This window comes from Microbacterium azadirachtae, from assembly GCF_000956545.1.
GTDB classification, from domain to species: domain Bacteria; phylum Actinomycetota; class Actinomycetes; order Actinomycetales; family Microbacteriaceae; genus Microbacterium; species Microbacterium azadirachtae.
Genome location: NZ_JYIT01000080.1, coordinates 90733 through 104127, shown reverse-complemented (window position 1 = coordinate 104127; position 13395 = coordinate 90733). Strand labels below are relative to the sequence as shown.

Annotated in this window: 11 protein-coding genes; 5 read left to right on the top strand and 6 right to left on the bottom strand. The window is 70.4% G+C overall.

Going from position 1 to position 13395, the window contains the following annotated elements; all coding sequences use genetic code 11:
- The first annotated feature begins 37 nt into the window (after positions 1 to 37).
- Positions 38 to 1720, top strand: a complete 1683-nt coding sequence (locus RL72_RS20475) for a helix-turn-helix transcriptional regulator (RefSeq protein ID WP_052674361.1) — start codon at positions 38 to 40, stop codon at positions 1718 to 1720.
- 205 nt (positions 1721 to 1925) lie between these two features.
- Here RL72_RS20475 and RL72_RS12110 read toward each other — a convergent pair whose 3' ends face one another.
- The 5 genes from RL72_RS12110 to purL form a co-directional block, all read right to left on the bottom strand.
- Positions 1926 to 3527 carry an amidohydrolase gene (locus tag RL72_RS12110; RefSeq protein WP_052674359.1) on the bottom strand — a complete coding sequence of 534 codons (1602 nt, stop codon included), beginning with the start codon at positions 3525 to 3527 and terminating at the stop codon, positions 1926 to 1928.
- A 1-nt stretch (position 3528) separates the two neighbouring features.
- Positions 3529 to 4902, bottom strand: a complete 1374-nt coding sequence (locus tag RL72_RS12105) for an APC family permease (RefSeq protein ID WP_082072354.1) — start codon at positions 4900 to 4902, stop codon at positions 3529 to 3531.
- A 127-nt stretch (positions 4903 to 5029) separates the two neighbouring features.
- The gene (locus RL72_RS12100; RefSeq protein WP_045251094.1) at positions 5030 to 6049 is read right to left on the bottom strand and encodes a LacI family DNA-binding transcriptional regulator; all 1020 of its coding nucleotides are present in this window, start codon (positions 6047 to 6049) and stop codon (positions 5030 to 5032) included.
- Positions 6050 to 6290: 241 nt separating this feature from the next.
- The gene (locus RL72_RS19895) at positions 6291 to 6455 is read right to left on the bottom strand and encodes a hypothetical protein (protein ID WP_156156792.1); all 165 of its coding nucleotides are present in this window, start codon (positions 6453 to 6455) and stop codon (positions 6291 to 6293) included.
- A gap of 16 nt (positions 6456 to 6471) precedes the next feature.
- On the bottom strand, positions 6472 to 8799 hold the full coding sequence (purL, locus tag RL72_RS12095; protein ID WP_045251093.1) for a phosphoribosylformylglycinamidine synthase subunit PurL: 2328 nt from the start codon (positions 8797 to 8799) through the stop codon (positions 6472 to 6474).
- Between the two features lie 387 nt (positions 8800 to 9186).
- Between purL and RL72_RS12090 the strand changes: the two genes are divergently transcribed.
- Both RL72_RS12090 and RL72_RS12085 read left to right on the top strand, forming a co-directional pair.
- Complete coding sequence (locus RL72_RS12090; protein WP_045251092.1) at positions 9187 to 10788, top strand: APC family permease; 1602 nt, start codon at positions 9187 to 9189, stop codon at positions 10786 to 10788.
- Between the two features lie 85 nt (positions 10789 to 10873).
- Positions 10874 to 11839, top strand: coding sequence for an RNA polymerase subunit sigma-70 (locus tag RL72_RS12085; protein ID WP_045251091.1), 966 nt, complete (start codon positions 10874 to 10876; stop codon positions 11837 to 11839).
- Between the two features lie 34 nt (positions 11840 to 11873).
- Here RL72_RS12085 and RL72_RS12080 read toward each other — a convergent pair whose 3' ends face one another.
- Entirely contained in the window at positions 11874 to 12335 is a 462-nt protein-coding gene (locus tag RL72_RS12080; protein ID WP_045251090.1) for an Lrp/AsnC family transcriptional regulator, read from the bottom strand.
- A 93-nt stretch (positions 12336 to 12428) separates the two neighbouring features.
- Between RL72_RS12080 and RL72_RS12075 the strand changes: the two genes are divergently transcribed.
- The gene (locus tag RL72_RS12075) at positions 12429 to 12872 is read left to right on the top strand and encodes a rhodanese-like domain-containing protein (RefSeq protein WP_045251089.1); all 444 of its coding nucleotides are present in this window, start codon (positions 12429 to 12431) and stop codon (positions 12870 to 12872) included.
- Between the two features lie 281 nt (positions 12873 to 13153).
- Positions 13154 to 13339 carry a hypothetical protein gene (locus RL72_RS12070; protein WP_045251088.1) on the top strand — a complete coding sequence of 62 codons (186 nt, stop codon included), beginning with the start codon at positions 13154 to 13156 and terminating at the stop codon, positions 13337 to 13339.
- Positions 13340 to 13395 lie beyond the last annotated feature (56 nt).

Genomic DNA, 13395 nt, shown 5'->3' with positions numbered 1-13395 from the left:
TCGGCCGGGATGTGACGACTCCGGCAGAATATCGGTTATGGAGAGCACGCCCGCTCGGGGAGACGGACACGCGGGCGGGACGGGCGCAGACGATCTCCGGCGTCGCGTCGAGCTGGCCGTGCCCGCGACGGTGCAGAAGATCTCGAACGCCGTGGCGGACGAGGACTACGACGCCGTCATGGATCTGCTCCGGGCCGACTGGTTCCCGCTGATCGCGGTCCATTCGGATGAGCTTCGCAGCCTGCTCCGGGACATGCCGCCGTCCGACCTCCAGAGCCGTCCGCTGCTCGGATTCGCCTACGGACTGTCGTTCTACGGACTTCCGCACCACCGGCTCCGATCGGCCCGGATCCTCGTCTCCGTCCTGCGGGCGGCGCACGGCCGGAAGCGCGAGCTCCCCGCGATCGATCGCGCTCTCATCCGGGCCAGTGAGGCGGTTGCGTACCGCCTCATCGGGCGTCCGCGTCTGGGTCTCCGCTCCGCGCGGGCGGCGGTGCGCGCGCTCGACGGCCTGAGCGAGGACCAGCGAGAAGAGGTCGGCGACATCCCGCGGATCTACAGCCAGATCGGCACGTCCTTCTATTGCGCGGGCAACGTCGAGGAGGCGCTCGGGACGTTCGTGAAGGGCTACGCCGAAGCGCTCCCCGAGCGGCCTCATAACGGCTTCGGGAACATCTCGATGCTGGCGGGCATCCACGCCTTCCGCGGTGACATGGGGCTCGCCGCGCAGTACGCGGAACTGGCGCGCGAGGACTGCTGGACGGAGATCCAGAGATCGATGTACTCGGGCACCTTCTACCGTCTGGCGGAAGCGATGATCGCCCTCGAGCGATTCGACAGCACCTCGGCGCGCGAGCATCTGGCGAGCATGGTCCATGATCGCGACACGATCGAGTTCTGGGCGGAGATCGCGATCGTCGAAGCCTGGACGAAGCTCGTCGATGGACGACCCGGGGAGGCGATCGCGCGTCTGGATGCGTTCGTCACCCGACGAGGCGCCGAGGGACGGTCCGTCGGGGCGCGGCACCGGCTCGCGGGCGTCCGCGGAGTGATCCATCTCGCCCTCGGCGACCCCCACGCCGCCTGGGCCGCCCTTCGCCGGGATCTGGGTTCCGGCGCCGATGCCCACATCCAGCGGGCACGTGTCGCCCTGGTTCTCGGCCGCATCGATGTGGCTCTCGACGAGTCGCGACGCTCCGTCGTCGCGGGGCTCACGTCGCGCTCGGAGGCGGAACGGCTGACGATCGAGCTCGCCGCCCTGCTCCGCACGGCGCCGTCGACGCGCACTGCACGGCTCGCGCTCCACCTGGCCGCTGTGCTGGAGCACACCGGTCAACGCCTGGCACTCGCGCTGATCCCGCGAGCCGACCTCGAGAGAGTCCGCAGAGCGCTCGGAGACGTCGGTCGTGAAGACCTCGTCCAGAATGTTCCGGTGCGCTCGCTGCTGCTCTCCTGGGACGACCAGACGAGTCTGACCGAGCGTGAAGCCGTCGTGCTCGACGAACTCGTGCACACGTCATCGATCAAAGTGCTGGCGTCGACCCTCTACGTTTCGTCGAACACCGTCAAATCCCAGGTCAGGAGCATCTACCGCAAGCTCGGAGTGACCAACAGGGCCGATGCGATCGCCGTCGCCCGCGGTCGCGGCCTGTTGCGCGACGACGATCTCTCGCCGCTGCGCCCGCGGGACAGCAGGTCGAACGCGACGGATCGGTCATAGCGCCCGCTCGCCGCCCGTCGGCGGCGGACCGCGCTCGGTGCGGGCAGGGACGGGACGGCGCCGCTCGCGGTGGCGGACGCGGAGGGGCGCCTCGCTCGGAACACAACGCAGGAGAACCCGCCACCGGCATCGGCCCAGCACGCCCACACAGGGGTTTCTCCTGCGTCGTGTGCCGCCCCACCGCCCAGCCCGGCCTCGACCGTGCTCAGCGTCCTGCGGTGGCCACGCCGTCGACGAGGGTGAGGAGCACCCGCGCGGCGAGGAGGTCCTCCGGCGAGGCGTCCAGCGGATCGCGGTCGACGACGACCAGATCCGCCGGTGCTCCGGGGGCGAGGCGACCGCCGTCGGAGCCGACCGCCCGGTGCGCATGGGTGGTGTACCCCTCGAGGGCCTGGAGGGCGGTGAGCGCCTGGTCCGGCGCGACGGGTGCCGAACCCGCGCTCGCGACACGGCGGCGCCCCTGGGCGTCGGCCATGATCTCCCACGGATCGAAGGGCGCAACGGGCCAGTCCGAGCCGAGAGCGAGGATCGCTCCGCTGCGGCGCACGTCGGCGGTGCGCCAGGCCCGCGCCGCACGCTCGGGGCCGAGGCGGCGGGACCAGTCGTCGGAGCCGTCGCTGCGCACGTGATGCGTGCAGTGCGTGGGCTGCATGCTCGCGACGATGCCGTTCGCGCCGATCAGCGCGATGACGTCGTCCTCCGCCGACTCGATGTGCTCGATGCGGTGCGGCACGCCCCCCGGCGGCAGTGCCGCGAGCGTCTCCGCGACGAACCGGATCCCCTGGTCGCCGATCGCGTGCGTCGCCGTGGGGACTCCCGCCCGGTCGAACCGCCGCACCCGCTCGGCATAGGCCTCGGCGGGCGCCCAGGCGGAGGAGAGCCCTTCGCCCTCGGCGTCGGGGGAGGCCAGCCACGCGGTGCCCCCCTCGACCGTGCCGTCGATGAAGAACTTCACTCCTTCGACCCGGTAGCGCCGCCCGCCGTGACCCTGCAGCGCGATGAGCGCGGCGACCTCGTCGTCCGTCGTCTCCGGGGTGACCCAGGGCGAGATGCGCAGCCGCACGGGAAGCTCGCCCGATGCCTCGATCGCGGCGAGCAGGTCGAGCGCATCCGCGTCCTGCAGGTCCATGACGTGCGCCGCCGTGATGCCGACCGCCGCCATGTCCGCCAGCAGGCCCCGCAGCTGCGCGACCCGGTCGGAGAATCCGAGCTCGGGAAGAGCGCGCTCGAGGATCTCCATCGTCGGGAACTCGATCAGATGCCCGGTGAGCTTCCCGTCCTGGTCGCCCACGGCGCCGGATCCGTCCGGGTGCGTGACCGGCGCATCGATCCCGGCGCGGGCCAGCGCGGCGGCCGACGCGATGCCCGAGTGCGCGTCGAACATCGTGATGTAGGCGGGACGCTCGTCGCCGAGCACCTCCTGCAGGACCGCGTTGCCGAGGGGACGTCCTTCGAAAGCGGTCGGATCCAGTCCCCAGGCGAGGAACCACTCGTCGCCGGCCTGCTCCGCGCGCCCTCGTTCGAGCGCGGCGACCAGCTCGTCGTAGGTGTGCACGTCCGTGAGCGACAGCCCGCGGACGATGCCGAGGCTGAAGACCGGGTGGCTGTGCGCGTCGACCAGCCCCGGGATGATCGTCGCCGTGGGGTGGGTGACGAGCGCGGTGCCGGGGCCTGCGAGCGGAAGGATCTCGGATCGGGGCCCGACGGCGACGATCCGTCCGTCGGCGATCGCGACGGCGTCCGCGCCTTCCGGGGTCTCGGGGGCGAGCGAGCGCACCCGGGCGGCGATGACGATCGCGTCGATCACGTCACTCCTTCAGATCGAGGGTCGGGGTCGGGCGGCGGAAGAACCGCGTCACGATGAGCAGGAGCACGAAGCCGATCGCGAGCCAGGACAGCCCGACCACGAACGTCATGCCGGTCAGGTTCGTCCACAGCCACACGGTGAGCGCGAAGCCGATCCCCGGCAGCACCAGGTTGTTCACGGCATGCCAGCCGCCGCGCTCGCCGCGATCGACGAAGTAGTGCTTGATCGTGGACAGGTTCACGCAGGAGAACGCGATGAGGGCGCCGAAGCTGATCATGTTCGAGACGGTGAGCAGGTCGGCGAACAGCGCAGAGAGCGAGACGGCCGAGACGATCAGGATGGGGACGACCGGGGTGCCGAACCGCTTGCTCAGGTTGCCGAAGACGGCACGCGGCAGCACGCCGTCGCGGCCCATGGCGAACAGGATCCGCGCGACGGAGGCCTGCGAGGTGAGCGCGGATCCGACGCTGCCGGCGATGAAGCCCGCGATGAACAGGACGGACAGCCACTGCTGTCCGAGCGACGCCACGACCTCGATGCTCGCGGTGTCCGCCGACGTGAAGCGGTTGGACGGGTAGGCGATCTGCGCGACGTAGGTGAGCAGGATGAACAGCAGGCCGGCGACGACCGTGACGATCATGATCGCGCGCGGCACGGTGCGCCGGGAGTCCTTCGCCTCCTCGGAGAGCGTCGAGACGGAGTCGAATCCGAGGAACGACAGGCAGAGGATCGCGGCGCCCTGGAACAGCGGGAAGAAGCTGCCCACGGTGCCGTCGCCGCTGAACGGCGCGAGCAGGTTCGCTCCGTGACCGGCCGCCGCCCCCAGGGACAGCGCGACGAAGGCGACGATGAACACGGTCTGCACCGCGATGATGACGAAGTTCGCGCGGGCGACCGAGACGATGCCGATGACGTTGAGCACGGTGACCAGGGCGATCGCCACGACGATCCAGACCCAGGACGGGACGCCGGGGAAGCTGCTTCCCATGTAGAGGCCGATGATCAGGTAGTTGATCATCGGCAGGAACAGGTAGTCGAGCAGCAGCGCCCAGCCCGCGAGGAAGCCGATCGCGCCGCCGAACGACTGCTGCGTGTAGACGTAGGCGGATCCGGAGTACGGGTAGGCCACCGACATCCGCGCGTAGGAGCGCGCCGTGAACACCATCGCGACGAGCGTGATGACGTAGGTCGCGGCGACGCGTCCGCCGGTGAGCTGGGTGACGATGCCGTACGTGGTGAACGCCGTCAGCGGCACCATGTAGACGAGGCCGAACAGCACGAGCGAGGGCACGCCGAGGACGCGGCGGAAGCGTCCCTCGGTGACCTGGGCGGTGAGTTCGGTGGGCGCGGCCAGGGATTCGTCGGACGTTGACATGGGGGGCTCCTGATGGCGGACGCGACATCGTCGTCGGCCGCAGAGGTCAGCGGATCAAGGTGCTTGAAGAGTAGCAATATCGATAAAGCATCGCAAGCGCGTCGTTCGGAAGGCGCCGCAGGGCGGATCAGGCCGAGCCGCGGGTGGAGGCGCGGCGGTGCACGGTGATCGGCACGACCTCCCGGATCGGCGCGCCCTCGTCGTCGGCGGTGCCGTCGAGCACCGCGAGCGCGGCGCGCACGCAGCGCCGTCCGAACTCGCGGGCGTGCAGGTCGATCGCCGTGATCGAGGGACGCGTCAGCGAGAGCACCTCGGTGTCGACGAGGGCGGCCACGAGCAGGTCCTCGCCCACGCGGCGGCCGAGCTGCTGCGCGCTGGTCACGACGCTCAGCACGGTGCCGTCCGAGACCGACACGATCGCATCGACCGGATCCTCGTCGTCCTCGGCGAGGAGGTCGGAGACCGCGGCATGGATGACCTCGGGCGGCGCCGGATGCTCCACCTCGCTGATGCGGGGGTGCAGGCCGTGCTCGGCGCACCACTGCTCGAACGCATCGCGCACCGTGAGCGCCCAGTAGCCGCGCAGCTCGGGGAAGAGCATCGCCGGGCGGCGCATCCCGCTCTCGAGGAGGTGGTCCATGAGCTCGCGCACCGCGGGCGCGTGCTCGCTGGTGACCCAGGCGCGCGGCTCGGGGAGCCCCGCGGGCGTCGGCTCTCCGGTGATCACGGGCAGGCGGCCGGCGAGCAGCGTGTGCACGACCGGATCGTTGAGGTCGGGGTCGAGCAGGATGACCGCGTCGGCGGTGAGCTGGTCGGCGCGGTCGGCGCCCTGCTCGGTCGGCAGCATGATCACCGTCATGCCGGCGCGGTTCGCCTCCTCGACGATGCCGAACGTCGCCTCCATGTAGTACGACATCGTGGTGCTGTCGGGCGGGAGGCGCAGGGCGAGCATGCCGGTGCGCGAGCCCTTGAGATGGCGGGCGACGGTGTTGGGGCGGTACCCGAGCTCATCGGCCACCTCGTGCACGCGGCGCCGCATCTCCTCCGACACGCGCCCTCGTCCGGTGATCGCGAAGGACGCGGTCGAGCGGGAGACGCCGAGGCGATCGGCGATGTCCTGCAGGGTCACCGCACGGTCGGGTCGCATGCTGTCGAACCTACCCCGTGCGTCGGGGCGGTCGCGCCGCGAGGGCGTCGGCCGCCGCGTGGGGAGGACGTTCTGCAGGGACCCGGTGCTGTTCTGCAGGGTGGGTCTGCCGGGAGTGGGTCGAATCAGGCCGCGGCGCCCGTGTTGCGGCTTCGACACCCGGCCGAACCGCGAGACCTCCCTGCAGAACGGCCGAGCCTCCCTGCAGAACGGCGCGCGAGGAGCGGTGCCCGACCCCGGGTCAGCCCAGAAGCACCGTGAGCACCGTGGACCCGCCGCCCACGAGGATGAGGGCGACGATCACGACCCAGGCCGTGATGCGGATCCGGCGCTGCCGGCGGGCGCTGTAGATCGAGAGGTCCTCGGTGGCCCCTGAGCCTGTCGAAGGGTCGGGCGTGCTGTTCACGTGGTCTCCCGCGGCGTCAGGCGCCGACGGGCTCCGCGACGGTCGGTCCGAACGCGGCCGGCAGGGTCGCCTGCGCGGTCGTGCGGAGCTCGTCGACGGAGAGGGTGAACACGTCCTGCACCTCGAGCTGCGGTGCGCTGTCGGTCACGCCGATGCGCAGCGCCGGGTAGCCCCGGCCCTCGCACAGGCCGCGGAACTTGACGTCGTCCTCGCGCGGCACGGTCACGATCACGCGACCGGTCGACTCCGAGAACAGGGCGGTCGCAGCGTCCACGCCGTCGCGCTCCATGAGCTCGGTCAGCCATACGCGGGCGCCGACGCCGAAGCGCATCACGCCTTCGGCGAGCGCCTGACCCAGGCCGCCCTCGCTCAGATCGTGCGCGGAGGAGATCAGCCACTCGTCGCGGGCGGCGGCGATGAGGCCGGCGAGGCGCTTCTCGGCCGCGAGGTCGACTTTGGGCGGCAGTCCGCCGAGGTGGTCGTGGATGACGTCGGCCCAGGCGGATCCGCTCAGCTCGGTCGACGTGGTGCCGAGCAGGTAGATGTTCTGGCCCTCGTCCTGCCAGCCGGACGGGATCCGGCGGGACACGTCGTCGATGATGCCGAGCACGCCCACCAGGGGGGTCGGGTGGATCGGCACGTCGCCGGTCTGGTTGTAGAACGAGACGTTGCCGCCGGTGACGGGGGTGCCGAGCTCGTAGCAGCCGTCGGCCAGACCGTCGACGGTCTGCCCGAACTGCCACATGACCTCGGGGTTCTCCGGGGAGCCGAAGTTGAGGCAGTCGGTGATCGCGGTCGGCTCGGCGCCGGTGACGGCGACGTTGCGATAGGCCTCGGCGAGGGCGAGCTGCGCGCCCGCGTACGGGTCGAGCTGGCTGTAGCGGCCGTTCGCGTCGGTCGAGATGGAGAAGCCCAGGCCCGACTCCTCGTCGACGCGGATCATGCCGGCGTCGTCGGGGAAGGCGAGGGCGGTGTTGCCGAGGACGTAGTAGTCGTACTGGTTGGTGATCCAGCGGGTGTCGGCGAGGTTCGGGCTCTCCAGCAGGGCGAGGAACTGCTGCTTCAGCGCTTCCGGGTCGTTGTCGCGGGGGAGCAGCTCGGCCGCATCGGCCTGCAGCGCGTCGATCCAGGTCGGGTAGGCGACGGGACGGTCGTAGACCGGGCCGTCGACGGCGACCGTGGAGGGATCCACGTCGACGATCCGCTCCCCCTGCCAGTCGATGATGAGGCGGCCGTCTCCGGTGACCTCGCCGAGGACGGAGGTCTCCACGTCCCACTTCTTCACGACCGCGAGGAACGCGTCGAGCTTCTCGGGTGCGACGATCGCCATCATGCGCTCCTGCGACTCCGACATGAGGATCTCCTCAGCGGTCAGCGTGGGGTCGCGCAGCAGCACGTTGTCGAGCGACACATGCATGCCGGAGTTGCCGTTGGCGGCCAGCTCGCTCGTGGCGCAGGAGATGCCGGCCGCGCCGAGGTCCTGGATCGCCTCGACGAGCTCGTCGCGGTACAGCTCGAGGCAGCACTCGATGAGCACCTTCTCGGCGAAGGGGTCGCCGACCTGCACGGCGGGCCGCTTGGTCGGGCCGGTCTCGTCGAACGAGTCGGAGGCGAGGATCGACGCGCCGCCGATGCCGTCGCCGCCGGTGCGGGCGCCGAAGAGCACGACCTTGTTGCCGACGCCGGTGGCGTTCGCGAGCTTGAGGTCCTCGTGGCGCAGCACGCCCACGGCGAGCGCGTTGACGAGGGGGTTCGCCTGGTAGACGGCGTCGAACACCGTCTCGCCGCCGATGTTGGGCAGGCCGAGGCAGTTGCCGTAGAAGCTGATGCCGGCGGTGACGCCGTGCACGACGCGAGCGGTGTCGGGGTCGTCGATCGCGCCGAAGCGCAGGGCGTCCATCACGGCGACCGGACGGGCGCCCATCGAGATGATGTCGCGGACGATGCCGCCGACGCCGGTCGCGGCGCCCTGGAAGGGCTCGATGAACGACGGGTGGTTGTGCGACTCGGCCTTGAACGTGACGGCCCAGCCCTCGCCCACGTCGATGACGCCCGCGTTCTGCCCCATGCCGACCATGAGGCGCTTGCGCATCTCGTCGGAGACCTTCTGCCCGAACCGGCGCAGGTAGTTCTTGCTGCTCTTGTAGGAGCAGTGCTCGCTCCACATCACCGAGTACATCGCCAGCTCGCCCGAGGTGGGGCGGCGGCCGAGGATCTCCCGGATCCGCGCGTACTCGTCGTCCTTGAGACCGAGCGCCGCGTACGGCTGCTCCTTCTCCGGCGTCGCAGCGGCGTTCGCGACGGAGTCGGGGACGTGGGCGGTGGGGGTGTTCGGGGTGGTCACACGCACTCCAAGATCGGGCCGGCGGGGCGGGATCCAGTTTAGGTGTGTTTCAGCGGTTGATCGCCGCCCTCACTTTCATAGCCCTGCCTGCGAGGTGACCGCATCGCGGGCCAGCGTGCGCCCGCGCGACGATCAGCACACCATGCGACGATCAGCACGCGGATCCGGCGAGATCGGGTGTCGGTCGTCACGCCGTGTGCAAATCGTCACGTGGTTCGGATCCGAGCCGGGCGGGAGGGGGCCGTTGCCGTCGTGCCCGGCCTTCTTCCAGGCGCCGCGAAGCAATCCTCCAGCGAACCCATAGACTCGACGGGGGGACGCAGCGGGGCGACCGCCCTGCGACGCAGCATCCGTGGCGATGTCCACGTGCGGGAAGGCAGGATCCTGATGAGTGTGAAGTACGACCAGGGAGCGCCCGACCCGGCGACGCGCACGCTCGACTCGGTCACGGGCATCAGCAAGAAGGGCCTTCCGACCGGCACCGTCGGGGTGCTCGGCGCGCTGGTGATCGGGATCTCGACGTGTGCACCGGCGTACACGCTGACCGCCGCGGTCGGCCCCGCGGCGAGCGAGGTCGGGTACCAGACGCCCGCGATCTTCCTCATGGGCTTCATCCCCATGCTGCTCGTCGCACTCGGCTACCGCGCTCTGAATTCCGCGATGCCCGACTCGGGCACCTCCTTCACATGGGCGACGCGCGCGTTCGGCCCATGGGTCGGATGGATGGCCGGATGGGGCCTGATCGCGGCGACCGTGCTCGTGCTGTCGAATCTCGCCGGCATCGCCGTCGAGTTCCTGTTCCAGTCGATCAGCATCCTCGTCGGGGATCCGTCGATCGCCGACCTCGCGGCGAACAAGTTCATCAACATCGCGGTGTGCCTGGCGTTCATGGCCCTCGCGACGCTCATCTCGTACCGCGGCATGACCTCGACCAAGGTGTTCCAGTACATCACCGTGATCTTCCAGATGGCGGTCATGGTGTGGTTCGTCGTCGCGATGTTCGTCGGGGCGGGCGACCCCGCCAACAAGGAGGCCAAGCTTCCTGAACTCAGCTGGTTCAACCCGTTCGAGGTGTCGAGCTTCAGCGCCTTCGCCGCCGGCATCGCGGTGTCGATCTTCGTGTACTGGGGCTGGGACACGGTGCTCACGATGGGTGAGGAGACCAAGCCGTCCAAGGGCCGTCTGTCCACCGAGAGCAAGGCCGCGATGATCCTCGTCGCGATCCTGGTCGTCCTCTACGTCGGCACCGCGACGGCCACCGTCGCCTACGCGGGTCTCGGCGACGGCCCCACCGGGCTCGGCAACCCCGACATCATCGAGAACGTGTTCGCGGCGCTCGCGCATCCCGTCATGGGCCCGGCCGCGATCCTGCTCTCCCTCGCGATCCTCGTCAGTGCCATGGCGTCGATCAACTCGACCGCCATCTCGCCGGCGCGCACGCTTCTCGCGATGTCGCACTACGGCGCGCTGCCGCCGTCGCTCAAGAAGGTGCACCCGAAGTACAAGTCGCCGCACGTGGCGCTGCTCCTGTCGTCGATCGTCGCCTCGGTGTTCTATGCGGTCATGCGCTTCATCAGCGAGGACGTGCTGTGGGACACGATCACCGCGCTCGGCATGATGGTCTGCTTCTACTACGGCGTCACCGCGCTCGCGAGCCCCTGGTACTTCCGCAAGTCCGCCTTCCGTGAGGGCTTCGGCTCGATCATGATGAAGGTCGTGCTGCCGGGCCTCGGCGGGATCCTGCTGCTGATCGTCTTCGTGAAGACGACCATCGACGCCATGGATCCGGAGGCCGGATCCGGAAGCAGCATCGGCGGGATCGGCCTGGTGGGCATCATCGGCGTGACCGTGCTCGGCCTCGGTGTGATCCTCATGTTCGTGCAGGCGAAGGCCTCGCCGGAGTTCTTCCGCGGCACGCGCCTGGCGCGCACCGACGCGACGAACGACACCTCCGCGCTGCAGGTCTTCGACGACGGCCTGGGCGGCTGACGCCGCAGGGATCGCCCAAGGGCGTGAGGGGCGTGAGGGGCGTCGGCCGCGGGCGCTACGCTCGCGGCATGGCGATGGAGCGCGCATGACGGATGCGGTGCTGCTCGACCGCGCCCGGGGCGGCGACGAGTCGGCGTTCGCCACGCTCGTCGGGCCGCACCGTCGGGAGCTGCAACGGCACGGCTACCGGATCCTGGGCTCGCTCGCCGACGCCGAGGACGCGACGCAGGAGGCGCTGATGGCCGCCTGGCGCGGCATCGCCGGGTTCGCGGGCCACAGCTCGCTGCGCACCTGGCTGTACCGGATCGCGACGCGCACGAGCCTGCGGATCGCGGAGCGCCGGCCCGCGCGGGTGCTGTCGTGGGACGCGCATCCGGCGCGGGATCCGCTCGGCGATCTCGGCGCTCCCGACGATGCGACGGCGTGGCTGGAGCCCTGGATCGCGTCGGCCGACGACCCCGCAGAGGCGGCGGAGCGCCGCGATGCGATCTCGCTCGCCTTCCTCGCGGCGCTGCAGCAGCTCCCGCCGGGTCAGCGAGCGGTGCTCATCCTGCGCGACGTGCTGGACTTCTCCGCCGCCGAGACGGCCGAGGCTCTCGAGACGAGCGTCGCCGCCGTGAACAGCGCCCTGCAGCGGGCCCGCGCGAGCAGAGCCGGCGCCGAAGCGGCCGCGGACCGAGGAACCGTCCGTAATCCGGCTCAGCAGCGCGCCGTCGACGCGTTCGTGGCCGCCTTCGAGGCGGGCGACGTGCCGGGGATCGTCGGGTTGCTCACCGAGGATGTCCGCCTCACGATGCCGCCGCTCCCCGCCTGGTTCGACGGGATCGCCGATGTCGCCGCGTTCTTCGCCGAGCGGTCGCTCGTCACGCCCTGGCGCGTGCGCGAGCACGTGCTGGTCAACGGCATGCCGGCGCTCGTCGCCGATCAGCAGACCGACGGCGTCTGGCGGCCCGGCGCGGTCATGGCGCTCGGCTTCCGCGGATCCGAGATCTCGTGGATCGCATCGTTCCTGGATCCGCGGGTCATCGAACGCGCGGTATCCGAGCGCTGAGCCCGGCGACCGCGCCAGGTCGGCGGCGCGGCGCTCACGCCGGCGGCAGCAGGGGCCGGGGCGGCAGCGGGGACGAGTAGACGACGCTCGTGGTCACGCTGCCGAGTGTGCCGATCCTGCCGCTCACCTGTTCGAGGTGCTTCATGCTGGTCGCGACGACCTTCATGATGAAGCAGTCGTCTCCGGTGACGTGATGCGCCTCGATCACTTCCGGCAGGCCCGCGAGCAGCTCATGCAGCGGTTCGTAGACGCTGCTCGGGTAGCGCAGGCGCAGGTAGGCGAGGATGGTGAACCCCAGCCGCTCCGGGTCGACCTGAGCGGCGTAGCCGCTGATGACGCCGGCCTCCTCGAGCCTGCGCACGCGCTCGGCGGCGGCGCTGTGGCTCATGGTGATGCGCCGGGCCAGGTCGGCGATGCTCTGGCGGCCGTTGGCCTGCAGCTCCTTCAGGATCGCTGCGTCGACCTTGTCGGGCTGAAATGGGAGATTCACGGCCATGCGCCAAGATTGCCACGAAATCGACGCCGTTTTCTTCGGACTGCCGTGGAAGCGGCCTTCACATCGCTGAAGCGCGTGAATAGCGTTTCAGGCATGACATCGACTGCTCCTTCTGCCGATCTGCTCGTTGCCCATTTCGCCGGCAAGCTGGCCTTCGAGACCGACGCCTCCGACGTGCACTCCGCACAGGAGCAGGGGGCGGGCTTCGTGCTGATCGACTCCCGCGGCGGCGCGGCCTGGGCGCAGGGACGGATCGTCGGAGCGGTGCACATGCCGACCGCCGAGATCGCCGAGCGTGCGCTCGCCGAGATCCCCCTCGACCTGCCTGTCGTCACCTACTGCTGGGGGCCCGGCTGCAACGGTTCGACGCGCGCCGCGCTGGAGTTCGCTCGGCTCGGCTACCAGGTCAAGGAGATGATCGGCGGCTTCGAGTACTGGGCGCGGGAGGGCTATCCCGTCGAGGACGCGCACGGGCCCGTCGTGCGCGCCAAGGATCCCCTCACGGCGCCGCTGAGCACGGTCACCTGTGACTGCTGACGCACCCGAGATCCGTCGCGTCCGCCGGGAAGACCTGCCCGCGCTCGTCGAGCCGATCCGGGATCATGCGCGCTACGAGCGTGCCGGGAGCTGCGGGAGGACCTGAGGGAGGACCTGGGGAGGCGCTCGGGCGGTCGCTGCCCTGAGCTAGCACGCCGGGGGCGCGGTGACAAGACCGCAGACGTCGCGGTCGGGCGCCCCTAGCGTGTGCGGTGCGCCCGGTGCGGCGTCCTTCACGGAGGACGGTTCCGGCCGGACGCCCGAACGCGAAGGAGCAGGCCATGACGAACAACCCGCAGATGCCGCTGGTGCCCGAGGACCCGGAGGACGAGCTCTCCGACCCGCCGCTCGTGGAGGAACCGGACGGTCACGAGAAGCTCGACCCGGACCGCGACGACGACGCGATCGACAGCGCGGAGGCCGACCGGATCGCGGCCGAGACCGGTTCCGACGACCGCGAGAACTGACCGAAGCCGCGCGACGGCATCGGGATGTCCCGCAGCGCGCCGCGCATCGGGCGGGA